The sequence below is a fragment of the Azorhizobium caulinodans ORS 571 genome (assembly GCF_000010525.1).
In the GTDB taxonomy this organism is placed as follows: Bacteria; Pseudomonadota; Alphaproteobacteria; order Rhizobiales; family Xanthobacteraceae; genus Azorhizobium; species Azorhizobium caulinodans.
In genome coordinates, this window is the sequence record NC_009937.1 from 401,781 (window position 1) to 425,885 (window position 24,105).

The following is a 24,105-nucleotide window of genomic DNA, read 5'->3' on the forward strand; positions in this document are numbered from 1 at the left end:
GGCCTTGCCGGATCAGGAACGCGAAACGATGTCGATCCGTTTCGCCTGCCGGACGGGCTCGGGCCGCACAAGGTCGATGGACAGGAGGCCATTGCGCAGTTCGGCTCCGAGGACATTCATCCCCTCGGCCAGAACGAATGTGCGCTGGAACTGCCGGGCGGCGATCCCCCTGTGAAGGAAGATCCGCTCCTCTCCATCCTCGACCTGACGGCCGCGGATGGTCAGTTCCTTCTCTTCGATGGACACCTCGAGTTCATCCTGGCTGAAGCCGGCCACCGCCAGCGTGATGCGCAGGCGAAGGGGCGAACCGGAACCGCTTTCAATCCTCTCCACATTGTAGGGAGGATATCCATCGGCGCTCTTGGCAACCCGGTCGAGCGTGCGCTCGACCTCGTCGAAACCCAACAGAAACGGGCTCGACAGCGAAGAGAGTCGCGACATGTATCAAAGTCCTCATCAAGCGACTTTGCGGGTCTTGGGCACGAACCTGTCCGGTCCGTTCCCGACGGGGCCCTGCAAGGCACCCCGTTGATTGCGCATATGGGACTCAACCCCCCATGGCGCAAGTGTCCGCCCGGAGGGTTGCCTGGGGATGGTTCTCCATTACAGCGCCAAGCTTGAGGTCGGTCACGCCGCCCGCAGCGGGCCGACGTCCATGCGGGGCGTGAAGCTCTCGGCGTCCGCTGCCCGCCATTCGGCGCCATAGGGCGTCTCCTCGGGCGCCTCCACGAGGGCGAAGGGAGCGAGGAAGGGATAGAGCTTGTCGAGCGGGCGCACCTCGATGGGGCTCACGCGGTGCCAGAGATGGTGCGGCAGCAGCTCCGAGGGATGGGAGAGGCCCGCCGCCGCCACGAGTTCGGCGAGCGCGTGGACCGTGTGGCGCTGAAAGTTGGCCACGCGCTCCGCCTTGTCCTCCACCACGAGGCCGCGCTGGAGGTGCGGGTCGTTGGTGGCGACGCCGGTAGGGCACAGGCCCGTGTGGCAGCGCAGGGACTGCACGCAGCCGAGCGAGAACATGAAGGCGCGGGCGGCGTTGCACCAGTCGGCGCCGATGGCCATGTTGGCCGCCATGGAGAAGCCGGACGTGACCTTGCCGCTGGCGGCAAGCTTCACTTCCCCGCGCAGGCCGGCGCCGACGAGCGCGTTGCGCATCAGCACCAGCCCCTCGCGCAGCGGCATGCCCACATGGTCCGCGAGCTCGCGCGGGGCGGCGCCCGTGCCGCCTTCCGAACCGTCCACCACGATGAAATCGGGGCGGATGCCGGTCTTCAGCATGGCCTTCACGATGGCGAAGGTCTCGCTGGGATGGCCGACGCACAGCTTGAAGCCCACCGGCTTGCCGCCGGACAGCTCGCGCAGCTTCGCCACGAACTCCATGAGCTGCACCGGGCTGTTGAAGGCCGGGTGCCGGGAGGGCGAGATGCAGTCCTCGCCGAGCGCGATGCCACGGATCTCCGCGATTTCCGGCGTCACCTTGGCCGCCGGGAGCACGCCGCCATGGCCGGGCTTGGCGCCCTGGCTGAGCTTGATCTCGACCATCTTCACCTGGTCGTCCGCAGCCTTCTCGGCAAAGCGCTCGGGGGAGAAGGAGCCGTCGCGGTTGCGGCAGCCGAAATAGCCCGAGCCCAGTTCCCAGACGATGTCGCCGCCATAGGTGCGATGATAGGGCGAGAGGCCGCCTTCGCCGGTGTCGTGATAGAAGCCGCCGGTCTTGGCACCGAGGTTCAGGGCCTCGATGGCGTTGCGGCCGAGCGAGCCGAAGCTCATGGCCGATATGTTGAGGACGGACGCGGAATAGGGCTTCGCGCACTGCGGCCCGCCTACGGTGACGCGGAAGGGCTCCTCGGCCACCGGCATGGGGGCGAGGGAGTGGGTCATCCACTCATATTCGCTGGAATAGGCGTTCAGCTCCGTGCCGAAGGGCTGGCGATCCTCTTCCTGCTTCGCGCGGGCATAGACGAGGCTGCGGTCCATGCGCGGATAGGGCCGCCCCTCCTCGTCGCCTTCCACAATGTACTGGCGCAGATAGGGCCGCAGGGCCTCGAACAGCCAGCGCATGGAGCCGATGAGCGGATAGTTGCGCAGCAGCGAGTGGCGCGTCTGGAATGCATCGAACAGGCCGATGGCGACGAAGGGCATCATCGCCGCGAACACCCAGGTCCACGCCGCATGGCTGGCGAAGGACAGGATGAGGGCGAGGGTGGCGAGCGCGACGACGGCAAAGAAGAAGCTGTAGCGCCGCAGCCAAAGAACGGTGCCGGGTTGAAGTCCGCCGGACATGGTTTTCCTCCTCGCGCGCCACAGGGGCAGCACGCCGGCCGGTCCTCTCCGGGAGGGACCGTCCGGCGCGGTCTGGCGCCGCACGGCGAAGGTAGAGTGCCATCCGGCGGACCGGAAGCATTCAATTACCGCTTACCCGTCAAATCTCGGGGCGATCGCATGGAAGACCGGCCCGAGCGCCGCGAGCGCGGCTCAGGCGGCGGTGGCGGCTGCCGTCGCGAAGGCGTCGGCAAGCTGGCGCATCACCGGGATCTGGCTGGGCAGCTCGCTCCAGTAGCGGCGGTGCAGTTCGAGGTTCAGGATGGCGCGGGGAGCAAGCCGGCACTGGGCGGCGATGGTCTCCCACGGCAGGTCGCCCCAGCCCACCGGCAGGTGGAGGTCGCCTTCGCCGAGACCGAGGCGCTCGGCTTCATCCACGCTCCAGCTCTCCATGGCGCGGCCGAAGCTGTCATGGACATGCACATGCTTGGCGAACGGAGCGAGGGCAGCGAGTTCCGGCAGCAGCGGCACCTTGGCCTCGGTGCAGCGCTGATAGGCGTGGCTGACATCGAGGGTCGCCCGCACATGGGCGTGATCGAGCGCGTCCAGCTCTGCGGCAAGGCGCGAGGGCAGAGCCGTCTCGCGCATCTTCTCGAAGCGGAAGACGTTCTCCACGCAAACCGTGAGGTCATGGCGGGCGGCCAGGTCGCCGGCCAGGGCGAGGGCGTCGCGCTGGCGTTTGTAGGCGACCTCGATGTCGTCGTCCTGCTCGCGCACGCAGCCGGTGTGCATCACGTAATTCTCGGCGCCCAGCGCTCCGGCGATCTCGATGGAAGCGGCCAGCAGCGCCTCGTGGCGCGGCAGGCGGGCCGGCACGTCCATGAGGTTGATGGCGAGCGGGCCGTGCACCGTGTAGCCGAAGGGCCGGTCACGGGTGGCGGCGACGAGGCGCTTCAGCCGGTCGTCGAGGATGCGGCCGTTCACCACCAACGTCCAGGCGAAGGTGGGCAGCTCCACGAAATCGACGCCGAGTCGCTCGGCCTCGTCGAGCTTGGCGGGCAGGTCCTCGAACTCCGGTGAGGTGGCGCGGATCGAATAGCCGATGCCGAGAAGGGCGGGGGCGGGAGAGAGCGCGTCCATAATCGGTTCCTTCACGCGGGAGGCTGCGCCGATCCGGCCGGGCGGACCTGATCGGTGAGGCGGTCCCTGAGATTTTGACGAGACCGTGCGTCCGATCGGCGCGAAAACCGGTTCGATCGGCACGTTCTCTCGGAGAGGCCGGAACGCTGAGCGCACACCAGAGCCTTGCGGCCCGGTTGCTTTAGCACAGCCGTTCGCGGAGGGCCTGCCCGAATCTTGCCCTGCCTATCAGACGGTCATTCCATGGCAGTGGCATGAAGGCGCCGCACCGTGGCGGCGAGCGTCATGGGATCGAAGGGCTTGGCGATGACGCCGACGGCCCCCAGCGAGCGGAAATGTTCCACCTCGTGCGCCTGGGTCCGCGCGGTGACGAAGGCGACCGGAATGGCCTGCGTGGCCGCATCCGCCCGCAGCGTGGCGAGGGTGGTCGGCCCGTCCACGCCCGGCATCATCACGTCCATGAGGATGAGGTCGATGCCGCCCGCCTTCGCCCGCGCCACCGCCTCGGGGCCGGAAGCCGCGGTGAGCGCCGTGAGGCCGGGGTCGAGCCCGAGCGACAGGCTCGCGATCTCGCGGATGTCGGCTTCGTCGTCCACATAGAGGATGGTGAGCGCCATGGCGGATCTCGCGGCTGTCCGGACGTTCCGCTATGGCGCCTCGAGCGCCGGCAAGTCCAGATGAAAGGCGGTGCCCACGCCTTCCTCGGTCTCGAAGCTGAGCGTCCCGTCGTGATGATCGGCGATCTCGCGGGCGATGGCGAGGCCAAGCCCGGTGCCGCCCCGCTGGCGGGTATCGGAATTGTCCGCCTGCGCGAAGCGGGTGAAGATGGCGGAGCGGAAGCTCTCCGGAATGCCCATGCCGTGATCGCGCACGGTGGCCCGCACATGGTCGCCGCGGCGGGCGACGCTCACCTCCACCGTGCTGCCGGCGGGGGAGAATTTCACCGCATTGGACAGAAGGTTGGTCAGCACCTGGATCAGCCGGTCCGCATCGCCCGTCACCCGCAGGTCGCCCGGCTCCACCTCAAGGGTGAGGGCGACCTGGTGTTCGAGCGCAAAGCCGCTGTTCTGCTCCACCGACCGCTCGGCGACCTCGGCCAGCGAGACGGTGTCGCGGGCGAAGGTGATGCCCGAGGACTGCATCTTCTCGATGTCGAGAATGTCGTTGATGAGCCGCACCAGCCGCCGGCAGTTCTGGGAGGCGATGGTGACGAGCCTCTGCGCCCCTTCCGGCAGGGAGCCGGTGGCGCCGCCGGCCAGCAGGCCGAGCGAGCCGGCGATGGAGGTGAGCGGGGTGCGCAGCTCGTGGCTGACGGTGGAGACGAATTCGTTCTTCATCACCTCGGCCCGCTTGCGCTCGGTGATGTCGTGCAGCACGGCAACGAGATTCTGGCCGCCGCTGTCCCGCATCCGGCCGATGGCCACGTCCACGGGCACAGTGCCGCCGTCCTTGCGCAGCCCGATCAGTTCGCGCACGCCGCCGCCGTCCTTGGCGGTCGAGGACAGTTCTGTCATGAAATCGGTGGGCGTGGTGCCTTCCGGCAGGCTGAACAGCGTGCCGAGCGGCTTGCCCGCAATCTCCTCCGGCTGCCAGCCGAGCAGGCGCGTGGTGGCGGGATTGGCGCTCTCGATGCGACCCTCGACATTCACCGTGACGATGGAATCGATGGCGCTGGCGAGAATGGCCCGCTGGCGCGAGAGGGCATCGCCCAGCGCCCGCTCCGCCCGGCGGCGGCCCACCAGATGGGTGAGCATCACGGCGGTGGAGCCGAAGACCACGGCGATGGCCGCGCCGAGAAGGGCGAGCAGGGTTGTCTTGGTGCGCTGGCCGACGACGCGCACCTCCTGGGTGCGGGCGTTGATGGCGCCGATTTCCGCCTCGGCGATGCTCTCCACCGTCTCGGCGATCTGGTCCATCAGGCCCTTGCTCTGCCGCACCTGGAGGATGCTGCCGGCGGGCGTCGCATCCGAATGCATGCGGGCGTCGATCATCTCTCCCAGCAGCCGCAGCTCCGCCTCTGCGAGCCTCTTGAGGCGGGCAAGGTCGTCAGTGTGCTCCGGGCGTTCGACGGCGAATTTCGTCACGGCCGCGATGCGGGCGAGGATGCGCGTCCGGTCCTCGTCGAGCGGCGGGCGGAATTCGGCTTCGCCGGTGATGATGAAGCCGCGCGTGGCGCTCTCCACCGTCAGCAACTGCTCATAGATCGACTGCAATTCCGCGCGGATGCTGGAGGAATAGATCAGATCCTCGCGCGCATGCTGGCTGGCCGCGAATTCCCGGAAGCTGGCGAAGCCCACGGCCATCACGATGGCGATGGAGACGCAGGCGCCGAGTACCGCGATGATGGAGACGTTGCGGATGCCGCGCCGGAAGCGGCGGCGGTCCTTGGGGCGGCGCTGCATCAGCATGACAGGCCGCTCCGCGGGAGTGCGGCGGCGGAGGGCAGGGAGGCGCGCGATCGGCAGGGCATGGCGAACCGTAACAGGATGCCGCCGCCGAGAGAAAGACGGCTCAGGCCTCTTCCTCGACCTCGACGACAGTGAGGTCCAGCCAGGCATCGAGGAAATGCTCGAGCCAGTGGCAAACCGCCGGATCGTGCCGGTACCAGCCATCGAAGTGGGCGTCGCTCGGCTGCGCGCCGGGGGTCGAGAGCTTGGCCGCGCCCTTGGTGGTCCAGCGGCACATCATCTCGTGCGTCACTTCCGGATGGAACTGCACGGCGAAGGCGTGCTGGCCGTAGCGGAAGGCCTGATTGGGGAAGACGTCGCCCTGGGCCAGAAGGTCGGCGCCCGCCGGCAGCTCGAAGCCTTCCGAATGCCAGTGATAGACATGGTCGGGCCAGGGCAGCAGCTCGGAGCCGAGCGCCGTCGGGCGCAGCGGATAATAGCCGATTTCGCTGAGGCCGGCCTCGTGCCGGGAGACGGTCGCGCCGAGCGTGCGGGCCATGAGCTGGGCGCCGAGGCAGACCCCGAGCAACGGCGCGTCGGCGTCGAGCGCCTTGCCGATGAGCGTCATTTCCTCGGCGATCCAGGGGAAGGGATCGTTGGCGCTCATGGGGCCGCCGAAGACGACGGTGCCCACATGGTCCTCAAGGGTGTCCGGAAGGGCTTCGCCCAGCGCAGGGCGGCGGATGTCGAGCTCGTAGCCGCGCAGCTCGAGGAAGCGACCGATCCGGCCGGGCGTGGAGGTCGCCTGATGCAGGATGGTCAGGATGCGACCCTTGTGGCGTGCCTCCCAGGGGGCGCGCGCGTCAGTCCGAATGTCCACCGTCCCCTTCCACCTCTCTGCGAACCTCGCGGCGGATCCGCACGCGATCGCGCGAGCCGATGTTCAGCAATTCGGCCGCCCGCCACACCAGATTGTCTTCAAATTCCGTGAGGCTCCCATCGGCATAGGCGACCTCGAACATCATCTCCACGACGCGCAGCCGACCCTCCTCGTCGAGGGCGCGGTTCAGCACGCTGGTGAAGGCATAAAGATCAACGGCTTCCGCATCGCGCGCGATGGCGAGTTCCACGAGGCTGTCGGTGTCGGCTGCGCTCAGGTCGAAGCGGCTGGAGAGGATGTCCCGCAGCACGCCGCGCTCCTCATCCGTCACCGCGCCGTCGATGGCCATCACATGCACCAGCAGGACCGCAGCCGCGAGGCGATAGTCATTGTCCTGGAAGGCGCTGGCTTCCCGTCGCTCGCCGGCGATGTCGGAGATGAAGTCGGAAAGCGCGCGGAACATGGAGCCTCGCAGGTCGGATGCCTGTTCCGTGGTGCCATGAAATCCGCGCGGGCGGCAAGCTCAGCCGTTTCCACAACGCATTGCTTTAAATCAGTTTGCGATGAATTCTGCGCGACTGTGGCGGCGAATACACGATCCGCCGTCTTTCGGTCAGTTGTTGTTGTTCGGCAGCGGCTGGCGCTGGCTGCTGCCGCCCTGGATGCGCCGTGCGGAATCGCCTTCGCCGGGCCGCGTGGGCGGCGGGGGCGTGGGCACCATGTTCTGGCGCGGCGCGGGCGGGGAAAGGTTCTGGCCCGGGATGGGGGCGATGTAGGTCGGGGATACGATCACCGGCTTCGTCTGCTGGGCCTGCGCGACGGACGCGCCCATGAGCGTGCAGGCGAGCGCCACGGCAAGCGCGGAGGCTCCCAGGCGATGAGACGGGCGATGATGGTCGGTGTGCGTCAAGACGGCCTCCCGCCGCTGGCCGATGCCGCCGGTGCGGCTGGTCGGTCTTGATCCTTCTGTTCAGTAGATGGAGGCCGGGCGGGCAAAAGGCAATGGCTCAGGGCCGGGTGGCGGGCTTCACCACCAGCCGTCCGGTGGCCGGCACGGCCGGCGGGGTGTCGGCGTCGTGGATGACCACCTGGCCTTCCGCCCAGCGCTGCGGGCTGTCCACCAGCCGGCTGATGCTGATGCCGGCCGTGATCGCCAGCACCGTGGCCATCAGCACGAAGGAGCCTTCCCTGAGCATGGACATGATGGTTCGTTCCTGGCGCGTTGATGGCGAAATCGTGGTCGAAAACGCCGCTGCGGTGCGTTCGTTCCGCTTATGGGCGTTCTTTTCGTCAGGGCCTGCTGCTGGGCGCGAGCAACTGACGGCCCGCGCAGGCTGGCCCGGAAACCTTGCCAAAATCCTAATTTTCAGAATCCCGCGTTGCTTTGGGCAGGAATGGCGTGTTCCGGTGGAAGGTGGGCATGGATGATCGGGGAGTTGGGGAAAAACGCTTGACGCAATTTGACCGGTTGCGGGGCTCTCGTGCTCCGGCCTGCACGCTTGATGCCGGAGGCGAGCTTGCACCCGCGGCTCGACAACCTGTCACGCGCCCGTGACAACTTTGGAACCGTCAAGCTCCAAGCCTGTTATTGTTTGTACACTGTGCCGGTCACGCTGGATCGGCATGCGTTCTCCGTGTCGCTCTTGGCAGTGGACACGGCGCCGGCTTGGCCTATCTCCTGATGGGACCGGCCGACCGGTGGAACCCGCAGCGAAAGGTGAAATGTGTCGGAGCAACTCGAGGCGCGGGGAATGGCCTTGCTGGTCGAGGACGAGCCGTTCGTGGCGATGGTCGCGCGGCAGATCCTCGAGGATGAGGGCTTCCATGTCTCCCACGCCAATACGGGCGCCGGCGCGCTGTCCGTGCTGGAGGCGGGACCCCAGGAACTGGTGCTGGCGGTGGTCGATATCGGCCTGCCGGACATGTCGGGTGACGCGCTGGTCCAGCAGATCACCGCGTTCCGTCCGGATCTGCCCGTGATGATCGCCAGCGGCTATGGCGCGGACGAACTGCTGCAGCGCTTTCCGTCCGGCGGGCGCACGGCGCTGCTGCCCAAGCCCTATGATACGGCCGCGCTGCGCAGTGCGCTGCGGACACTCGGATTTTCAGTGGAGGCCTGAGGAGGGCGGCGGGGCCTCTGCCCCGCCCGGTGACGCCGCGGCTCAGCGCCGCCGCGTCGCGAGGAGCGCCTGAAGAAGGCCGGCCCCGGCCGCAACGGCCACCGTCGCCATGGGATGGCGCTCGGCAAATCGGGACACCGCAGAAAGTGTGCTGAAGCCGAGTGCCGACGCGCCCAGCACAGGTGCCGGCTGCCGGCGACGCCAGAGCGCGATGGCGGCCAGAAGTCCGGTGAGGGCGAGGGTCGCCGCCGCCGTGATGAGCGCCGCGAGGGGCGCCTTCAGATGCGGTTCGATGGCGGCATAAAGGCTGATCGCCAGGAACACTTGCGTGATCCAGGCGAAGCCCGCGGCGAGGAAGAGCAGCAGCGCGCGTTTGGCCATCGTCGGGCCTAGCGGCGCATCAGAAGCTGGCCGAGCAGGGCACCGACGCCGGCGGCAATGGCGACCGCCGTGAAGGGCTGCGCCTGGATCGAGCTGCGCAGCGTCTCCGCTTGGTCTTCCGCCCAGTCGGTCATCTCGCCGGCGGCGTTCTCCGCGTCGGCAGCGGCGCTCTTCACGCTCTGCTTGGCGGTCTTGCCCAGCGTTTCCACCAGCTTGGCCACGTCGCCGCGCAGCTGTTCGAGGTCCGCCCTGAGGTCGGCCAGATTGTCTTGCGTGGCCGAGAGGTCCGGCTTTTCCGACATGGGGATCTCCGTTGGATCTGAGGGTGTGCCCCGCTCTGGAGGCACACCGGTCAGAACGTCCCCGCGGCGGCGAAGTTCCAGCTTGCGCGCGGCCGTGGTACCGCGCGGTCAGGCGATGCGCTGGGCGCGTTCCTGCGCTGCGTCGGACTTCGTCTGATGGAAGAAAAGTGCCTGAGCGATCGTGGCCTTCACCGTCTCGCTGAGGAACGGCTTGGTGATCAGATAGGTCGGCTCGGGCCGCTCGCCCGTCAGAAGGCGATCCGGGAAGGCGGTGATGAAGATCACCGGCACGTCGAACGAGCCGAGGATGTCGGTGACCGCATCGATGCCGGAGGACCCGTCCGCCAGCTGGATGTCCGCGAGCACCAGACCGAAATCGCCGTCCTTGGCGAGTTCCAGCGCCTTGGTGTGGGTCGGCGCCACGCCCACCACTTCGTGGCCGAGATCGGTGACGAGGGTTTTCAGGTCGAGCGCGATGACCCATTCGTCCTCGATGATGAGGACGCGGGTGGCGAGCTGGCGGTCGATCTCGGCCTGCGCCGCCACCACCTGCTGCTCCACATCCTCGAGGCCGACACGCAGAATGGCGCTCGCCTCGGCATAGGAGAAGCCTTCCATGGCGGTGAGCAGGAGCGCCACGCGCGAACTCGCGTTCAGCGACTGGAGGCGCTGGTCGGCATGGCTGCCCACGGCGACGTCCGGGGTGCTGCGGGGTTCCCAGATCTGGTGCAGCGCGCGGTAGAGGGCCACGCGGGGGGAGACGTTGGGGTCGATGGACACCTGTCCGTCCACCACCGCCTGCAGCGTGTCGCGCACGAGGCGGTCACCCGCCTCCTGGGAGCCCAGAAGGGCACGGGCATAACGGCGGAGGAGCGGAAGCTGCTTGATGAGCTGTTGCTGTGGCATTCTGGGCATCGCCTTCGAACAAGTCGCTAACAACGCAGCGTTGGGGAGAAAGTTCCCTGTTCCGAGGAACAAGGTTGCGGCTCGTGGCATTATAGCGAGCGCATGGGGAGGGGGCATCCCATTGCGGATGCTCTGCGTCGAGACGGATGCCCGGATGCGGCCGGGTGTGGACGGAGCTGTGTATGTCATCAAGGCGGCGGGCACTGGTCGAGGCGTGGGGCCGGGAGCGCGCCGCCATCTTCGCATCCGCCGTCGGACAGCCCCGCTCCCTGCTGGATAGCGTGCGGCGCCGGCTGATGCTGGTGATCCTCATAGCGGTTCTGCCGCTCGCCTCCGCCTGCATGCTTCAGGGCCTGCTGCAACTGCGCCGCGCCGGCGAGGATGCGCAGCAGAGCCTCGTCCAGTCCGCCGCCGCCGCCGCCGCGAGCGCCCGCAACATCTTCTCTTCCGCCGAGAACGTCCTGCAGGCGTTGAAGAACGCGAACGACGTCCGTGACGCCAATGCCGACTGCCAGGCGACGCTGGCAGGCGCCAATCTCAGCGTGCTGTTCAGTTCCAACATCGCCTATATCGACAAGAACGGGCAGGTGCTCTGCTCCGCGCTGCCGCAGACCCAGTCCTCCGTGGGGGATCGCAAGTGGTGGCTCGCGGCGCGCAACGAGCGGGGCTTCACCATCGGGCCGCGCCAGATCAGCCCGGTCACGCGTTCGGACATTCTGGTGGGCATCCTGCCCCTCTTCGGCGCGGACGGCGTGTTCGACGGCGCGCTGGCCATGGCCATCAATGCCGCCTCGCTGGACAATCTGCTGCGCGAGGCGGTGCCGCCTTCGGTCGGCGTCGTGGCGCTGATCAACGACAAGGGCGTGCAGGTCGCCTCCAATGCGGCCGATGCCGCCAGCCAGCTGTTCGACGGCCGCACCATCGACAACTACATGGAGCGGCTCGGAGAGGCGAAGGACGCGCAGGGTCGCGCCTGGAGCTTTGCCGCCGCCCCGCTGGAGCGGCACGGCCTGTTCGTCGCCATCGCCCGGCCGACGGCGGACCTCTTCCGCTGGACCACCTTCCACGTGCTGCTCGGCTTCGTCCTGCCGGTGGTGATGGTGGTGTTCACGCTGGTGGCCATGTGGCTGGCGACCGACCGCATCGTGCTGCAATGGCTGCTCTACATCCGCCGGGTTACGGTGGTGTATGCGCAGGGCCATTACGGCTTCCGGCCGACCCGCATGCATCGCGCGCCCAGCGAATTCCGGGTGCTTGGCCATGCCATCGAGGACATGGCGCTTGCGGTGCGCGAGCGCGACAACCGCTTGCGCGAAGGCCTCGCGGAGAAGACCGCGCTCGTGCGGGAGATCCATCACCGCATCAAGAACAGCCTTCAGGTGGTGGTGTCGCTCCTAAGTCTCTATGGCGCCGGCGTCGCGCCGGCCGACCGGCCGCGCTTCGAGCGCCTGCGGGTGCGGATGAACTCGCTGGCGGTGGTCCACCGGGTCTTCTACGAGGCGGCCGAGGGCTCTGAGGTGCGCGTCCGCGAGCTGCTGCGCGAACTCGCCGTGCTGCTCGAAGGCGCCTCGGACCGTAGCGCCGCCGTGCTGGTGGAGGCGGGGGACGAGATCACCCTGCCCACCGATTTCGCCGTGCCGCTGGCGCTGCTGGTGACCGAGATCGTGATGGCGCTCACCCGACCCGACGCGGCGCGGCCGGTGCGCATCACCCTCAAGGCCGCACTCCAGGGCGGGACCTTCGAGCTTGTGGCCGAGGCGTCCGAGCCCGCGGAGGGCCGGCTCGACGTGGGCAAGGCGGATCTCGCCCACGGCTTTGCCGGCCAGCTCGGCGGCAGCGTGCTGGTGGAGGAGGCGGAGGATTGCGCCCGGATCCGTACCGCCTTCCCCGCCCGCAAGCGCGGCATGGCCGGCTGACGGGCAGGGCAGGTCTGCCTCAGGCGGACGGTTGCGCCGGGGCGGGCCGCAGGCCGAGACGGGCGAGAAGGACCGCATCCCGGCTCTCCTCCATGTTGGGCGTCGTCAGCAGTGTGTCGCCCACGAAGATGGAGTTGGCCCCGGCGAGGAAGCACAGGGCCTGCGCCTCGTCGCTGAGGGTGTGGCGGCCGGCCGAGAGCCGCACCACGCTGCGTGGCATGAGGAGGCGGGCCACCGCCACCAGCCGGACGAAGGCGATGGGGTCCACCTTCTCCTCGAAGGCCTTCACCGGCGTGCCGTCGATGGGCGTCCACATGTTGAGTGGCACGCTCTCGGGATGCGGATCGAGGCCTGCGAGCAGCTCCAGCATGGCGAGGCGGTCCTCGATGGTCTCGCCCATGCCGACGATGCCGCCGCAGCACACCTTGATGCCGCCCGCCCGCACATGGCCGAGCGTCTCCAGCCGGTCATCGAGGGTACGGGTGGAGGTGATGCGCGGATAATAGGCCGGCGAGGTATCCACATTGTGGTTGTAGTAATCGAGCCCGGCGGCGCTGAGCCGATCCACCTGCGCGGGCGTGAGCATGCCCAGCGTCACGCAGGTTTCAAGGCCAAGCGCCCGCACGCCCGAGATCATGGCGCAGACCGCATCCATGTCCCGGTCCTTGGGCGCGCGCCAGGCCGCGCCCATGCAGAAGCGGGCGGCGCCCGCGGCCTTTGCCTTGCGGGCCTCGGCGAGCACTGCCTCCACGTCCATGAGCCGGGTGGCGGCAACGCCGGTGTCGTGATGCGCGCTCTGCGAGCAGTAGCCGCAATCCTCCGGGCAGCCACCGGTCTTGATGCTGAGAAGCTGTGCCGTCTCGACCGAGCAGGCATCGAAATGGGCCCGGTGTACCGCCTGCGCCCGGAACATGAGCTCCGGGAGCGGGAGGTCATAAAGGGCGCGCGTGCGCATCTCGGCGGCGGGTCGAGCGGTTGCGGCGATTGCGGCGCTCATTGCGCGTCGCCCGCGCGGCGGCCCGGCAGGGCGGCGGAGGCGGCCGCCACCAGAGCGATCTTCAGGAGGTCGCCCAGGATGAAGGGCAGGAAGCCCTGTGCCAGCAGGGCACGGGCCGGCACGAAGGCGGTGAGCCAGAGCAGGCCCAGCGCATAGACCGCAGCGAGGCCGGCCAGCATGGCGATGGTGCGTCCCCATACGCCGAGGGGGGCAAGGGGGGCGCTGCGGGCGAGGGCGCTGACGAGGCCACCTGCCAGCCAGTAGCCGGCCAGATAGCCGCCCGTGGGGCCCGTCATATAGGCAAGGCCGATCCCGCGCTCCGGGGTGCCGGCGAAGACAGGCAGGCCGAGCGCGCCGGCCGCGAGGTAAGCGCCGAAGACCGCGAGCGCCATGCGCGGCGGCACCGCCAGCGCGATGGCCATGACGGCGGCGGTCTGGAGGGTCATGGGCACCGGCCAGAAGGGGATCTGCACCTTGGCGCTGAGGGTGAGCAGCGCCACGCCGGCCAGGATGAGCGCCGCCTGCCGCAGCAGGAGGCTGCGGCGCGTGCCGTCGAGCAGAGAGGTCAACATGGGCGAACTCCAATTATAGATAATTTGATTCCAGTATCTATAGGAGTCCATGGGCGTGACCGGAATGCAAGGGGCTCACCCCTCGATGGCGAACATCTCCCGCTCCGGGCCCGATCGGGACTTCACCGGCCGGCGTCCGATCCACTGCACGTGGTTGGCGAGGATGGTGCAGGCGGCCTCTACCTGCCCGCGCCGCAGGGCGTCGAGGATGGCGCGGTGGTCATGGTCCGTGCGGGCCTCCCAGTCCTGCCGCCAGGCGGCGAAGAGGAAGCGGGCGCTGGCGGCGTGCAGGTCGTCAATGGTGGCGAGCAGGCGCGGCATGGCGCAGGGCGTGATGATGAGGCGGTGGAACCGGCGGTTCGCCTCTTCCCAGGAGCGCACGTCGCGGGAGATGTCGCCGGCGCGCGTCGCTTCCTCCGCCTGTTGCAGGATGGTGGCGGTGATGTTGGGCGCGGCATTGCGCAGGGCCAGCACTTCCAGCGCTGCCCGCATCTCGGCGACCTCGCGGACGTCCCTGAGGTCGAAGGCGGCCACCCGCACGCCGCGCCGGGGTTCGCTCACCGCCAGTCCCTGTGCCTCAAGCCGGCGGAAGGCCTCGCGCACCGGGACATGGCTGGTCTCGAACTCGGCGGCCACATGGTCCTGACGCAGCCGGCTCCCTGGCTCGATCTCGCCGGAGATGATCCGGTCGGCGAGGGTGCGGCTGATGCGGATGGCGATGGTGTCTTCAGTGCGGCTGGTCATGAATTATAGATAAAATCGCGCGCTGGGGATGTCGAGATTGGCGCGCGTCCGTGGATGCGGATGTGGGACGCGGCGGTGGGTGGAAAATTGCGGCATTAGGTAGCAAACTCACCTAGTGCCTGCCACGCCATCAAGGCGGTTGATACGCTCCATTGATGCTCCACAATCGCGCTTGCAGACAGCCGCGATTCAGTGCAAGGTGCATACATGCCGTCATTCAACCCAACTCTCTCCGATGTCCTCGCGCGCCGCGGCGAAGTCAAGCGCTTGATCGATGCCCTCAAAACTGAGGACGCCGAGCTTGAAATGGCAGAGCGCGTTCTAAAGCGCCTTGGGCACCCGCAGGGTGTGTTTGACGCTCGCGACTATGAGCCAAGTCAGACCAGTGCGGTGCAGCCCCAAGAGGTTACGCTTACCGGGAAAGAGACGACCGAGGAGGTTTTGATCCACCTACTCTCTGGAGCGCAACTTTGGTGGACTGCGAACCAATTGCAGGAAGCAGCATCCCGCGCTCTGGGGCGGGAAGTCCCGATGACAACCGTTTCCCCCACTCTTTCCCTTATGAAAGGGAAAAAGTTGATTTCTCGCGACGGCCTTAAGGTTGCGCTTGCGTCTCGCGTAACTGGATTGACCGAAGACGATTTGAAGGATGCAGGGATTATCCCTCCGCACGCTACTCTGCGTAGCCCGCCAGAAGGCGGCTCACAAGGCGGCGGGGTGATGGGGTAATAAAAAAGCGGCTGCGCCCTAAAGTGCAACCGCTTTTTGAACGAGTGTGCCACCCACGTTCTTGGCGGAGCCGGGTGACGCAAAACCCACAAACAAGGAGGCGGTAAGGGCCGCTAAGCCTGTGGTCTTATTAGATTGACGAAGTCCCGCCGGTTGACACTGCGGTAGCAGTGGTGCCCCGGCGGGCACCCCATCTGCGGGGCTAGCATAGTGCGGGGTCCGGCTTTCCATCCAAGTCCCCGAGGGTGCAAGTCCCTCTAGCTCCACCATCGGCGCACTGGGCAAAAGCTCGGTGCGCCGACCTATTTAAATTAGTGGAATCTCTGGATTCCGTCCAGTTGCAATTAATTGCACTGAGCCTGGGATGCTATGCCCGATGACCCTTCGCGGTCGAAAAATGAAATTCCCTGTTTTTCCAGAGCAGCTCTCATTGCCGATAGATTGTTTGCTATCGGAACGCGGCGCCCCTTCTCAAAGTCGCGGACGGTCGATAGGGAAACGCTGGCCGCGCGCGCAAGATCGTCTTGCGACCAGTCAATCCAAGCCCTTGCTGCACGGCACTGTTCAGGCGTCATCCGTTCCGCTTAAGCGCGAAATCATTTTTGGTCAACCCCAACGTTTTTCGTTGACGCCAACTCTTTACGCCATTATCACTGAGGTCAACGCAAATCGTTGGCGCGGAAATGGCTCAGCACTTCCTTCTCTCACGCGCTGCCCGGACTATCAGTCTGGCGAAGGTCGCGCGTATGAGCGACGAGGAAGCCCACGACGCCTTCCGCAACATCCGTTGGGCGGCCACTGACGGCAAGCCGGTTTGCCCGCGTTGCGCCTGCGCCGAAACCCTCACCTACAAGACCCGCAAGCTCTATAAGTGCAAGGCTTGCGCGCATCAGTTCTCGGTCACGTTGGGCACCATCTTCGCCAGCCGCAAGCTGCCGATCCGCGACTACCTCCTTGCTATCGCCATCTTCGTCAACGGCGCCAAGGGCCATAGCGCCCTCCAGCTTTCCCGCGATCTCGACGTGCAGTACAAGACGGCTTTCGTCATGGCTCACAAGATCCGCGAAGCGCTTGCGGCGGAAATGAAGGACATGACAGTTTCCGGCACGGTTGAGGTGGATGGCGCCTATTTCGGCGGCCACATTCGCCGAGAGAACCGCAAGGAAGACCGCAAGGACCGCCGCCTAGCCCAACACCAGACCGGCAAGCGCCGCGTTGTGGTCATCATGCGTGAGCGCGGCGGGCGGACGCTCCCCTTCGTGTTTAAGGCCGAAGCGCATGCAATCGAAACGATTGCCCAGCGCGTGGCGCCCGGCTCGATCATCCATGCCGATGAAGCCGCCCATTGGGACAAACTGCACGCGCTATACCTGACCAAGCGCATCAACCATCAGGAGAGCTATTCAGACGGCGAAGCCTGCACCAACGGGGCGGAAAGCTTCTTCTCCCGCATCCGCCGCGCTGAGATCGGCATTCACCACCACATCAGCGGCCCGTACCTCGCTGCGTATTCCGCCGAAATGGCGTGGCGTGAGGATCATCGCCGGGTGAGCAATGGCGAGCCAGTACCTGATGACGGTCGGCTCCGCTCTGGCTCACCCGGTGAGCCGAGTGTGGAAGGGCTACTGGCAGCGGTGACTTTAGGCCGTTCTCGACCTTGGAGTGTGCGCCCTCACAATCTTGGCATCGCGAATTTCTTCCCCGACCCTTCGGGCGTTGACGTGAACCACTACGGGTTTTTGACTCCACTCCGCACGTTCAATTGCCTTTTGGTATTTGGCTCCGACCAATGGGTCTTCCAAGATCGCAGTAAACCTATCTTCACCATCAACAGACTCTAGGCGCACTTGAAAAGCCGAGGTCTGCTCTGTATCGACACCCCTGACATAAAACTGTTTTTTTATTACAATTTTAGACGACTTCGATCTGGTTGATCTGGTTAGAATAGAAATTGAACTAGAATCAAATACAGCACCTTGAATATTTAGCTCGTCAACAGATGTGGAATTCTTTATTATCTCCGACATTGCATGGTTGCTATGCTCATAAATCTTCGCCGCTATAGGAGATTTTCGCTCCGCCTTCTTTAAGGTAGTGCTCTCCGTTCTCCTATCATTAATTACTTTTTCTAAAAATTCATATAAATCTTTCTTTTCCTTTCCATTTGATTCAATTTGTTTTTCCTGAAGTTCAATCTTCTTCATTTCAAGCTGCGAGTTTATGTATGCCGTCACGCCTGCTTGCGTGAAGTACACGAGAATGGCGACGATAAAGCCTATCAGGATTTGGCGGCCAGTCATTTTATCTATCGCCTTCTCTCCGATGCCCTTTATTTGCTTTTCTGCGAACGCCCAAAAATCGGAACTTCCCTTTTTTAAGGTAAAAATTAATTCTAGATCTTCTTTTTCCTGGTCAGTTAGTCGCGTGACTCGATCATCATCCTTGAGTATCAGAGCCGCCGTTCTGTAGAAGTCATTCTGAAACTCAACTAACGACTTCATCACTGAAGTTGGAATAGTCCCATCAAACGAATTACCCTTATATATAAGGCGAAGCCCAGCCCAAGACATGTCGTCTAGGTCCAGAATTACATTCTTGGCGTCAATGGTTTTATCAAGAAGTGCATTTAGCGCATTCCAAGCCGCCTGCTCGCTATCCAAACGCAGGACGACAGCCCCCTCTCCCACAGCCATCTAAGCTCCCCCCGGTCTTTCGTTGGGAACTTATATCCGCGTGCCAGTAGGTCAAGCTTGGGTTGTATCAACTTAGGTTAATCGCCAGCACATTGTGACGCCGACCTTAAGTGCCAGAGACGAACGCCACGTCGGGTGCCGGACTCAAGCAATCCACGTCTTGCTTGAAGCCTCAACGCCTGCACGATTCTAAGCGCTATCGTCTGCCGCAGCGTCTTGTCGCTCTCATCCAGACCCTTGACGCTGATGACGCGCAGCGCCAGTTCCCGCGTGTCCAGAGGTCCTTCCTGTACCAGCGCAGCCTTGCATATGGCTGTCATTTCGCCTCTCTTAAAGAGGCGATGAAGCTCCACATGGGCCGGGAACTCTCTGGGCTCCCCGTTGACTTCGAAGATGCAGATGGTGGCGTTCACGGACATGAGGTCGCGCTTCGCGTCCGCTATCTGGCGTTCGAGCTTGCCTATGTAGGCTTCGATTTCATCGCGCTTGCGTCTCAAGGTAGACAGAACCTGAGGCTCAACCATAAGCTTCTCCACAACCAGAGGGCGGGGAAGCGGGCGATGTACAAGAGCGAGACGTTCCGGCTGTTTGAGCGCGCAATCGAAGAGAAAAAGCAAATCGTGTGCACATACCGAGGGTACCCACGCGAGATTTGCCCTCATGCTGTCGGGTGGTCAGACAATGGAGAGCAAGCGCTTGCATTCCAGTTCGCCGGAGGTAGCTCAACGGGGCTCCCCTTTGGTGGAGAGTGGAGGTGTTTTGAACTAAGGCATCTTCAAGGCGCCGTCTCCGAGATGGCGCTTGGCACACCGGAGATAGTCATAAAAAACCTCAAACCTGCGTAAAGAACGTGGCGCTAGAGGTGGATCACTGAACGCCGTAGGCAAGCGTGGCGTAATCCCTTGCCCGCTGCTTGGCCTCAGGGCCGACGAAGAACGATTGATAAATCTCTCCGTCCGTCCCGATCGCTTCGACGCTCCAAACGCCGGGATCGTCGGTCCGTTCGAAAACCTCAGCGCGATTAATGGGCTCATGGCGTGGTAGATATTCCATTCCCCGCCTCCTTCTGTTCCATGGGGGAAACGGCGATTGGCCAGGGGCGTTCCTAACCCCATTCATATCAGATCGTTTACGCCAACGCATTGCGTTGACATCATTTTTTATAGGTGAGTTTGCTACCTAATACCGGAAAATTGCTGCAATGCGGCAGTTGGAGTCTAAAAAGTATTCTCTTCTGAATGCTTTGCTCCGATATACATTTGTTTACATACGATATGGCGATCCCGTGACGAGCGTCGACTCTCAATCGCCTTCAACATGTTGCCTCAAGCAAGAATTCGACCGCCCCGCGCAAGCTTTCCAGGCTATACGTAATAATACGTATGCCCTTGGCGTACGCCCTCTCCGCCCGAGGATGTGCCGCCCATGCCCCGCTTGAATCTCAAGGTTTCGCACGCCGTCGCGCTGATGGTGTTCTCCTGCGTCGCCGTCACCGCCGCCCTGCTGATCGCTGTCGTCGCCTGGATGCTGGATGATGATGCAGCGCAAAATGCCATTAATCGCCAGAATGTTGCGATCCGTGCTGCAGCAATCGCGCTGGCCAAGGCCGTGCCCGGCAGCCGGATCGACTGGTCCGGCAATACCGTGAGCCGCATCGTGCTGCCGCGCCTGCCGGAGCCCGGTGACCATGGCCTCATCGATGATGTCTCTCGCATCTCCGGCGGCACGGCCACGGTGTTCGCGTATGACGCCGGCAAGGACGATTTCGTGCGCCTCTCCACCTCCGTGAAGAAGGCCGATGGCACGCGGGCCGTGGGCACGGTCCTCGGCCGCCAGTCCGCGGCCTATCCGGCCATGAAGGCGGGCACCATCTATCGTGGCGAGGCCACCATTCTCGATGTGCCCTATTACACGGTCTATCTGCCGGTGTTCGATCCGTCCGGCTCGGTCATCGGCGTGGTCTATGGTGGCGTGAAGCAGGATGAGGTGGATGCGCGCCTCAACTCCCTGCTCCGCACCATCATTGGCCTTTCCATCGTGCTCACCCTGCTGCTGGCCGGCGTCGCGGTGCTGCTGGCGAGCCGCCTGCTGCGTCCCATCGGCCAGTTGGCGGGCGTGATGGAACGCCTCGCGCAGGACGACCTGTCCGTGGAAATCCCCCACCAGGACAAGAAGAACGAGTTCGGCGTGATGGCCCACACCATTCAGGTGTTCCGCGACCATGCGGACGAGCGCCGCGTGCTTCAGGCAGAGCAGGAGCGCCAGACCGCCCAGCGCCTCGCCCGGCAGGAGGAGGTGGACGCCATCATCGCCGCCTTCCGCACCCGCATGAGCCGCATGGTGGACGCGGTGCGTCTCAATACCGGCGAGCTTCTGGATGTGGCGGGCAGTCTCTCGCAGGTGGCGGCCCGCACTACGGCACGGACGGTGGAAGCCGACCGGGCCTCCCAGGAGGCCAGCAACTCCGTGCAGGGCGTGGCCGGCGCCACGGAGGAGCTCTCGGCATCCATCGGCGAGATCACCTCCCAGGTGTCACGCGCCTCCACCGTCGTCGCCGATGCCACCCGCGGCGCCCAGAGCACGGGCAGCAAGGTGCGGGAACTGTCGGAAGGCGCCGAGCGGATCGGCAAGGTGGTGGAACTCATCCAGGCCATCGCCGCCCAGACCAACCTCCTGGCCCTCAACGCCACCATCGAGGCGGCGCGGGCCGGCGAGATGGGCAAGGGTTTCGCCGTGGTGGCGCAGGAGGTGAAGGAACTCGCCGCCCAGACCGGCAAGGCGACCGAAGAGATCGGCCACCAGATCCAGAGCATCCAGGGCGCGACCGCCGATGTGGTGCAGGCCATCGAGCAGATCGTCGTCACCATCGGCGATGTGGACCGCTACACCAGCGCCATCGCCTCGGCCGTCACCCAGCAGAATGCCGCCACCGGCGAGATCACGCGGAACATCGTCGCCGCCTCGCAGGGCAGTGCCACGGTGGCGTCCAACATCACCCATGTGATGCAGGCGGTGAATGAGACCGACACTTGCGCCAGCCGGGTGACGGACGCCACGCGCCGGCTCGCCGACGACAACAGCCAGCTCAACGCGGCGCTGGAGGACTTTCTGGCCCGCGTCGTGGCGGCCTGACGGCCGGCAGTCCCGTTTCAGAAAAGCCCGGGCGTCGCGGCGCCCGGGCTCTTGCGCGGCCTGCTGACCGCCGGGCAAAGAAAAACCCCGCGCCGTCACCGGCACGGGGTCTGATTTCTCTTTTGCGCCGGCGGGAGGCCGGCTGCGCCTCAGGCCTTGGCACTCTTCTTGCGCAGGCGCACCACCACGTCCACACGCGCCACCTCGAAGCCCTCGGGGGCTTCCGGCAGGCGGTCCACGGTGACGGAGGCCTCCGGAATGTCGACGAGCTCGTTGTGGCCCTCGACATAGAAATGGTGGTGGTCGGAGGAGTTGGTGTCGAAATAGGTCTTCGACCCGTCAACAGCGACCTCGCGCAGCAGGCTCACTTCCGTGAACTGGTGCAGCGTATTGTAAACCGTGGCGAGCGACACCGGGAAGCGGGCGCGGATGGCTTCCTCGTGCAGCATTTCGGCCGTCACGTGGCGGTCACCCTTGGCGAATAGAAGCCAGCCCAGCGCCAGACGCTGACGGGTGGGACGCAGGCCGACCTCACGGAGCATCTCGCGCACGTCGTGGAACGGGCAGCCGGTGCGGCGCGCATTGTTTACGTCGCGCAGCTGCGCCACGGGCAGCACGGCCTCTTCAGGGTCCACCTGGACACGGGCGGCGCCGGAACCCAGGCTCGTACGGATTCGAGTCATCTCGTTCATGGTCGCGCTAGCAATCTCAATCTATGCAATCGCATTGCTGCTGGGGGAGCCACTGTGAGGCGGCGATCATTTTTCAGCTATACCTGATCCCGCGCCTCATTGCCACCATTACAGATTGTAGCTGGACTAAAGTAAATCAAGCCGCTGCAATGCCTTCCTCGTGATCATGGGGCGCATGGACAGGCCGTCTCCCGCGGGCTATCGCGCTGCAACAGCCTCAGGTTCCGCTGCCGCCATCCTCCAGGGGAAAGCTGGCGCGGGGCTCGCGTGAGGCCGGGACGGTTCATGATCCATAGGCGGAGCCGAGGCGTGACGCATCTTTTTCGCTCTCCGGTCCTGGTGGCCCTTTTCGTCGCGCTGGCGGCGGCGGCGACCCTTGCTGCGGCTTGGTTCTTCCAGCTCGTGGTGGGGCTTGCGCCCTGTCCGCTCTGCCTCGACCAGCGCCTGCCCTATTATACGGCGGTGCCTGTGGGGCTGCTGCTCGCGTTCGTTGGGCGCAGCCGGCCGGACCTTGCCCGCTATGGCCTCTGGCTCCTCGCCGCCCTGATGGCGGTGGATGCTGGCATCGCCATCTATCATGCGGGCGTCGAATGGCAGTTCTGGCCGGGGCCGACCACCTGCACGGGCTCCACGCCCCCCATGGTCACGGACATCATGTCGGCGCTGAAGACGACGCGGGTGCCCCGTTGCGACGAGGCGGCCTGGCGCCTGTTCGGCATCTCCATGGCCGGCTGGAACGCCGTCATTGCACTCGGCCTCACCGGCATCAGCCTCAAGGGCGCGCTCGCCCGGCGCTGAGGCTCGAATCCTCAGGGGTCGAGTTCGGTGTCCCAGTAGAGATAGTCGAGCCAGCTCTCGTGCAGATAGTTCGGCGGGAAGTGCCGGCCGTTCTGGTGCAGGTCGTGGACGCTGGGCTGGAAAGGCGTCTGCGCGGGCCACATTTTGGCATCGTCTGGCATCAGGCCGCCCTTGCGCAGATTGCAGGGGGAGCAGGCCGCCACCACGTTTTCCCAGGTGGTCTGGCCGCCCCGCGAGCGCGGAATGACGTGGTCGAAGGTGAGATCCTCGCGGGTGCCGCAATACTGGCAGGTGAAGCGGTCGCGCAGGAAGACGTTGAAGCGGGTGAAAGCCGGCTGACGGGTCGGCTTGACGAAGGTGCGAAGCGAAACGACGCTCGGTAGCTTCAGTTCAAAGCCCGGACTTCGGACCGCCTTGTCGTAATATTCGACGATATTCACGCGGTCGAGGAAGACCGCCTTGATGGTATCCTGCCACGACCAGACAGACAGCGGGTAATAGCTGAGCGGGCGGTAGTCCGCATTCAGCACAAGAGCTGGCCACGCGCCCGGTGATAAAGCAGCGGTCAAGGATCTTCTCCTCGCCCTCCATCCCAGCCGAATCGAGCAGTCCCGTTCGGCACGCGCGGATACTGTATAGGCTCCATGTCAGCCTTGTGAAGGCCCGCACAAAATCCCGCCGAAGCGGCGGATAGACGCGTGGACGCCCATCTTGTTACCGCTGGAAAATATACCTGACGTTGCTGGAATCTGCCCGTGATCGGCAGAAAGTGTCTTCCTGCCCAAATGGTTAACGCGTCAGCCGGTCGGCGGGGCGAGGTGGGCGGCGAGAAAGAGGCCGGCCCGCTCCACGCCCTCCTCGTCGATGCCGTGGCCGAGCGATTGGGTAAGGTGCGTCTCGGCGCGGACGCCGGCGGCCGAGAGGGCGGCGGCGGTGGCGGTGAGTGCATAGACCGGCACCACCTCATCGCGCCCGCCATGCATCAGCAGCACGGGCGGCCGCGACGGCGCGAGGCCCGGCGGCAGCAGCGGCGGCAGGAAGCCGGACGCGCCCACCACGGCGGCGATGGGCTCGGGCGCCGTCACCGCGAAGGAGAGCGCCATCATGGCTCCCTGGCTGAAACCGAACAGCGCCACCCGGCTCCAGGGCAGATCAAGGCGCGTGCGTTCCTCATCCAGAAGCCGGGCGAAGGCGGGCAGGGCTGAGAGCGTGTCGCGCGCAATGGCGTGAGGATCCGCGAGCGAGAGGGGAAACCACTGCCGCCCCACCGGCATCTGGTCGCAGGGATGCGGGGCATGGGGGGCGACGAAGGCGGTGTGGGGCAGGATTTCCGCCCAGGCGGCGCCGAGATCGATGAGGTCGCGGCCGTCCGCGCCATAACCGTGCACCAGCACCACGAGCGAATCGGCGGGACCGCCCGCAGACGGGGCGAGGCGGGGACCTTCGGTGAGGGACAT

28 protein-coding genes and 1 pseudogene are annotated in these 24,105 nt (G+C 65.3%); 8 read left to right on the forward strand and 21 right to left on the reverse strand.

Annotated features, from left to right (window positions below):
- Positions 1–12: 12 nt before the first annotated feature.
- The 9 genes from AZC_RS01765 to AZC_RS01805 all read right to left on the reverse strand — a co-directional run bounded on the left by AZC_RS01765 (position 13) and on the right by AZC_RS01805 (position 7,868).
- Entirely contained in the window at positions 13–441 is a 429-nt protein-coding gene (locus AZC_RS01765; RefSeq protein ID WP_012168879.1) for an Hsp20 family protein, read from the reverse strand.
- Between the two features lie 186 nt (positions 442–627).
- Positions 628–2,280, reverse strand: coding sequence for an FMN-binding glutamate synthase family protein (locus AZC_RS01770; RefSeq protein WP_043878768.1), 1,653 nt, complete (start codon positions 2,278–2,280; stop codon positions 628–630).
- A gap of 192 nt (positions 2,281–2,472) precedes the next feature.
- Positions 2,473–3,399 (reverse strand): sugar phosphate isomerase/epimerase family protein, encoded by a 927-nt coding sequence (locus AZC_RS01775; protein ID WP_043878769.1) that lies wholly within the window; start codon positions 3,397–3,399, stop codon positions 2,473–2,475.
- A gap of 236 nt (positions 3,400–3,635) precedes the next feature.
- The gene (locus tag AZC_RS01780) at positions 3,636–4,016 is read right to left on the reverse strand and encodes a response regulator (protein WP_012168882.1); all 381 of its coding nucleotides are present in this window, start codon (positions 4,014–4,016) and stop codon (positions 3,636–3,638) included.
- A gap of 30 nt (positions 4,017–4,046) precedes the next feature.
- Positions 4,047–5,807: an ATP-binding protein gene (locus AZC_RS01785; RefSeq protein ID WP_012168883.1), complete on the reverse strand. Its 1,761-nt coding sequence runs from the start codon at positions 5,805–5,807 to the stop codon at positions 4,047–4,049.
- A 103-nt stretch (positions 5,808–5,910) separates the two neighbouring features.
- Entirely contained in the window at positions 5,911–6,666 is a 756-nt protein-coding gene (locus AZC_RS01790) for a glutamine amidotransferase (protein WP_012168884.1), read from the reverse strand.
- On the reverse strand, positions 6,650–7,129 hold the full coding sequence (locus AZC_RS01795) for a TerB family tellurite resistance protein (RefSeq protein ID WP_012168885.1): 480 nt from the start codon (positions 7,127–7,129) through the stop codon (positions 6,650–6,652). The genes AZC_RS01790 and AZC_RS01795 overlap by 17 nt, the downstream gene beginning before the upstream one ends.
- 150 nt (positions 7,130–7,279) lie before the next feature.
- Positions 7,280–7,576 carry a hypothetical protein gene (locus tag AZC_RS01800; RefSeq protein WP_012168886.1) on the reverse strand — a complete coding sequence of 99 codons (297 nt, stop codon included), beginning with the start codon at positions 7,574–7,576 and terminating at the stop codon, positions 7,280–7,282.
- A 97-nt stretch (positions 7,577–7,673) separates the two neighbouring features.
- Positions 7,674–7,868, reverse strand: a complete 195-nt coding sequence (locus AZC_RS01805) for a hypothetical protein (protein WP_043878770.1) — start codon at positions 7,866–7,868, stop codon at positions 7,674–7,676.
- On the opposite strand from AZC_RS01805, the gene AZC_RS25345 reads away from it, so the two are divergent.
- Both AZC_RS25345 and AZC_RS01810 read left to right on the forward strand, forming a co-directional pair.
- Positions 7,867–8,094, forward strand: coding sequence for a hypothetical protein (locus AZC_RS25345; protein WP_148209781.1), 228 nt, complete (start codon positions 7,867–7,869; stop codon positions 8,092–8,094). The two genes, AZC_RS01805 and AZC_RS25345, sit on opposite strands and share 2 nt — an antisense overlap.
- Positions 8,095–8,417: 323 nt before the next feature.
- Complete coding sequence (locus tag AZC_RS01810; RefSeq protein WP_043878771.1) at positions 8,418–8,786, forward strand: response regulator; 369 nt, start codon at positions 8,418–8,420, stop codon at positions 8,784–8,786.
- A gap of 42 nt (positions 8,787–8,828) precedes the next feature.
- On the opposite strand, the gene AZC_RS01815 is transcribed toward AZC_RS01810, so the two are convergent.
- The 3 genes from AZC_RS01815 to AZC_RS01825 all read right to left on the reverse strand — a co-directional run bounded on the left by AZC_RS01815 (position 8,829) and on the right by AZC_RS01825 (position 10,375).
- A complete protein-coding gene (locus AZC_RS01815; RefSeq protein ID WP_012168888.1) occupies positions 8,829–9,167 on the reverse strand; it encodes a hypothetical protein in 339 nt (112 codons plus the stop codon).
- An 8-nt stretch (positions 9,168–9,175) separates the two neighbouring features.
- Positions 9,176–9,469: a glycine zipper domain-containing protein gene (locus AZC_RS01820; RefSeq protein WP_043878772.1), complete on the reverse strand. Its 294-nt coding sequence runs from the start codon at positions 9,467–9,469 to the stop codon at positions 9,176–9,178.
- 108 nt (positions 9,470–9,577) lie between these two features.
- Positions 9,578–10,375, reverse strand: coding sequence for a response regulator (locus tag AZC_RS01825; RefSeq protein WP_012168890.1), 798 nt, complete (start codon positions 10,373–10,375; stop codon positions 9,578–9,580).
- Between the two features lie 182 nt (positions 10,376–10,557).
- Between AZC_RS01825 and AZC_RS01830 the strand changes: the two genes are divergently transcribed.
- On the forward strand, positions 10,558–12,291 hold the full coding sequence (locus tag AZC_RS01830; protein WP_043878773.1) for a sensor histidine kinase: 1,734 nt from the start codon (positions 10,558–10,560) through the stop codon (positions 12,289–12,291).
- Positions 12,292–12,310: 19 nt separating this feature from the next.
- Here AZC_RS01830 and bioB read toward each other — a convergent pair whose 3' ends face one another.
- From bioB to AZC_RS01845, 3 genes are all read right to left on the reverse strand, one after another.
- Positions 12,311–13,288, reverse strand: coding sequence for a biotin synthase BioB (gene bioB, locus AZC_RS01835; RefSeq protein WP_012168892.1), 978 nt, complete (start codon positions 13,286–13,288; stop codon positions 12,311–12,313).
- On the reverse strand, positions 13,285–13,860 hold the full coding sequence (locus tag AZC_RS01840) for a biotin transporter BioY (protein WP_043878774.1): 576 nt from the start codon (positions 13,858–13,860) through the stop codon (positions 13,285–13,287). Before AZC_RS01840 ends, bioB begins: the two co-directional genes overlap by 4 nt.
- 75 nt (positions 13,861–13,935) lie before the next feature.
- Positions 13,936–14,604, reverse strand: a complete 669-nt coding sequence (locus tag AZC_RS01845; protein WP_012168894.1) for a GntR family transcriptional regulator — start codon at positions 14,602–14,604, stop codon at positions 13,936–13,938.
- Positions 14,605–14,811: 207 nt separating this feature from the next.
- Here AZC_RS01845 and AZC_RS01850 point away from each other — a divergent pair, with 207 nt between their 5' ends.
- On the forward strand, positions 14,812–15,333 hold the full coding sequence (locus AZC_RS01850) for a hypothetical protein (protein WP_043878775.1): 522 nt from the start codon (positions 14,812–14,814) through the stop codon (positions 15,331–15,333).
- A 344-nt stretch (positions 15,334–15,677) separates the two neighbouring features.
- Here the strand turns inward: AZC_RS01850 and AZC_RS24740 are convergent, their stop codons facing one another.
- Positions 15,678–15,908: a helix-turn-helix domain-containing protein gene (locus AZC_RS24740; protein ID WP_012168895.1), complete on the reverse strand. Its 231-nt coding sequence runs from the start codon at positions 15,906–15,908 to the stop codon at positions 15,678–15,680.
- A gap of 108 nt (positions 15,909–16,016) precedes the next feature.
- On the opposite strand from AZC_RS24740, the pseudogene AZC_RS01860 reads away from it, so the two are divergent.
- Positions 16,017–16,971: pseudogene (locus tag AZC_RS01860) on the forward strand (IS1595 family transposase).
- A 2-nt stretch (positions 16,972–16,973) separates the two neighbouring features.
- Here AZC_RS01860 and AZC_RS25840 read toward each other — a convergent pair.
- Positions 16,974–18,026: a hypothetical protein gene (locus tag AZC_RS25840; protein ID WP_173362963.1), complete on the reverse strand. Its 1,053-nt coding sequence runs from the start codon at positions 18,024–18,026 to the stop codon at positions 16,974–16,976.
- Positions 18,027–18,367: 341 nt separating this feature from the next.
- Here AZC_RS25840 and AZC_RS25350 point away from each other — a divergent pair, with 341 nt between their 5' ends.
- The gene (locus AZC_RS25350) at positions 18,368–18,871 is read left to right on the forward strand and encodes a hypothetical protein (RefSeq protein WP_148209782.1); all 504 of its coding nucleotides are present in this window, start codon (positions 18,368–18,370) and stop codon (positions 18,869–18,871) included.
- A gap of 22 nt (positions 18,872–18,893) precedes the next feature.
- Here the strand turns inward: AZC_RS25350 and AZC_RS01870 are convergent, their stop codons facing one another.
- A complete protein-coding gene (locus AZC_RS01870; RefSeq protein ID WP_043878777.1) occupies positions 18,894–19,079 on the reverse strand; it encodes a hypothetical protein in 186 nt (61 codons plus the stop codon).
- Positions 19,080–19,451: 372 nt separating this feature from the next.
- Between AZC_RS01870 and AZC_RS01875 the strand changes: the two genes are divergently transcribed.
- Entirely contained in the window at positions 19,452–21,158 is a 1,707-nt protein-coding gene (locus AZC_RS01875; RefSeq protein ID WP_043878778.1) for a methyl-accepting chemotaxis protein, read from the forward strand.
- A 149-nt stretch (positions 21,159–21,307) separates the two neighbouring features.
- Here AZC_RS01875 and irrA read toward each other — a convergent pair whose 3' ends face one another.
- Positions 21,308–21,841 carry an iron response transcriptional regulator IrrA gene (gene irrA / locus AZC_RS01880; RefSeq protein ID WP_133864838.1) on the reverse strand — a complete coding sequence of 178 codons (534 nt, stop codon included), beginning with the start codon at positions 21,839–21,841 and terminating at the stop codon, positions 21,308–21,310.
- Between the two features lie 318 nt (positions 21,842–22,159).
- Here irrA and AZC_RS01885 point away from each other — a divergent pair, with 318 nt between their 5' ends.
- Positions 22,160–22,648: a disulfide bond formation protein B gene (locus tag AZC_RS01885; protein ID WP_244421777.1), complete on the forward strand. Its 489-nt coding sequence runs from the start codon at positions 22,160–22,162 to the stop codon at positions 22,646–22,648.
- Positions 22,649–22,659: 11 nt separating this feature from the next.
- On the opposite strand, the gene AZC_RS01890 is transcribed toward AZC_RS01885, so the two are convergent.
- The gene (locus tag AZC_RS01890) at positions 22,660–23,217 is read right to left on the reverse strand and encodes an HNH endonuclease (RefSeq protein WP_012168900.1); all 558 of its coding nucleotides are present in this window, start codon (positions 23,215–23,217) and stop codon (positions 22,660–22,662) included.
- 228 nt (positions 23,218–23,445) lie between these two features.
- The gene (locus AZC_RS01895; protein WP_012168901.1) at positions 23,446–24,105 is read right to left on the reverse strand and encodes an alpha/beta hydrolase; all 660 of its coding nucleotides are present in this window, start codon (positions 24,103–24,105) and stop codon (positions 23,446–23,448) included.

What these genes read in the sequence shown, in the direction of transcription:
- AZC_RS01765 (WP_012168879.1), bottom strand. Translation starts at nt 441, where the DNA reads ATGTCGCGACTCTCTTCGCTGTCGAGCCCGTTTCTGTTGGGTTTCGAC.
- AZC_RS01770 (WP_043878768.1), bottom strand. Translation starts at nt 2,280, where the DNA reads ATGTCCGGCGGACTTCAACCCGGCACCGTTCTTTGGCTGCGGCGCTAC.
- AZC_RS01775 (WP_043878769.1), bottom strand. Translation starts at nt 3,399, where the DNA reads ATGGACGCGCTCTCTCCCGCCCCCGCCCTTCTCGGCATCGGCTATTCG.
- AZC_RS01780 (WP_012168882.1), bottom strand. Translation starts at nt 4,016, where the DNA reads ATGGCGCTCACCATCCTCTATGTGGACGACGAAGCCGACATCCGCGAG.
- AZC_RS01785 (WP_012168883.1), bottom strand. Translation starts at nt 5,807, where the DNA reads ATGCTGATGCAGCGCCGCCCCAAGGACCGCCGCCGCTTCCGGCGCGGC.
- AZC_RS01795 (WP_012168885.1), bottom strand. Translation starts at nt 7,129, where the DNA reads ATGTTCCGCGCGCTTTCCGACTTCATCTCCGACATCGCCGGCGAGCGA.
- AZC_RS25345 (WP_148209781.1), top strand. Translation starts at nt 7,867, where the DNA reads ATGATGGTTCGTTCCTGGCGCGTTGATGGCGAAATCGTGGTCGAAAAC.
- AZC_RS01805 (WP_043878770.1), bottom strand. Translation starts at nt 7,868, where the DNA reads ATGTCCATGCTCAGGGAAGGCTCCTTCGTGCTGATGGCCACGGTGCTG.
- AZC_RS01810 (WP_043878771.1), top strand. Translation starts at nt 8,418, where the DNA reads ATGGCCTTGCTGGTCGAGGACGAGCCGTTCGTGGCGATGGTCGCGCGG.
- AZC_RS01815 (WP_012168888.1), bottom strand. Translation starts at nt 9,167, where the DNA reads ATGGCCAAACGCGCGCTGCTGCTCTTCCTCGCCGCGGGCTTCGCCTGG.
- AZC_RS01820 (WP_043878772.1), bottom strand. Translation starts at nt 9,469, where the DNA reads ATGTCGGAAAAGCCGGACCTCTCGGCCACGCAAGACAATCTGGCCGAC.
- AZC_RS01825 (WP_012168890.1), bottom strand. Translation starts at nt 10,375, where the DNA reads ATGCCACAGCAACAGCTCATCAAGCAGCTTCCGCTCCTCCGCCGTTAT.
- AZC_RS01830 (WP_043878773.1), top strand. Translation starts at nt 10,558, where the DNA reads ATGTCATCAAGGCGGCGGGCACTGGTCGAGGCGTGGGGCCGGGAGCGC.
- bioB (WP_012168892.1), bottom strand. Translation starts at nt 13,288, where the DNA reads ATGAGCGCCGCAATCGCCGCAACCGCTCGACCCGCCGCCGAGATGCGC.
- AZC_RS01840 (WP_043878774.1), bottom strand. Translation starts at nt 13,860, where the DNA reads ATGTTGACCTCTCTGCTCGACGGCACGCGCCGCAGCCTCCTGCTGCGG.
- AZC_RS01845 (WP_012168894.1), bottom strand. Translation starts at nt 14,604, where the DNA reads ATGACCAGCCGCACTGAAGACACCATCGCCATCCGCATCAGCCGCACC.
- AZC_RS01850 (WP_043878775.1), top strand. Translation starts at nt 14,812, where the DNA reads ATGCCGTCATTCAACCCAACTCTCTCCGATGTCCTCGCGCGCCGCGGC.
- AZC_RS24740 (WP_012168895.1), bottom strand. Translation starts at nt 15,908, where the DNA reads ATGACGCCTGAACAGTGCCGTGCAGCAAGGGCTTGGATTGACTGGTCG.
- AZC_RS25840 (WP_173362963.1), bottom strand. Translation starts at nt 18,026, where the DNA reads ATGGCTGTGGGAGAGGGGGCTGTCGTCCTGCGTTTGGATAGCGAGCAG.
- AZC_RS25350 (WP_148209782.1), top strand. Translation starts at nt 18,368, where the DNA reads ATGAAGCTCCACATGGGCCGGGAACTCTCTGGGCTCCCCGTTGACTTC.
- AZC_RS01870 (WP_043878777.1), bottom strand. Translation starts at nt 19,079, where the DNA reads ATGGAATATCTACCACGCCATGAGCCCATTAATCGCGCTGAGGTTTTC.
- AZC_RS01875 (WP_043878778.1), top strand. Translation starts at nt 19,452, where the DNA reads ATGCCCCGCTTGAATCTCAAGGTTTCGCACGCCGTCGCGCTGATGGTG.
- irrA (WP_133864838.1), bottom strand. Translation starts at nt 21,841, where the DNA reads ATGACTCGAATCCGTACGAGCCTGGGTTCCGGCGCCGCCCGTGTCCAG.
- AZC_RS01895 (WP_012168901.1), bottom strand. Translation starts at nt 24,105, where the DNA reads ATGTCCCTCACCGAAGGTCCCCGCCTCGCCCCGTCTGCGGGCGGTCCC.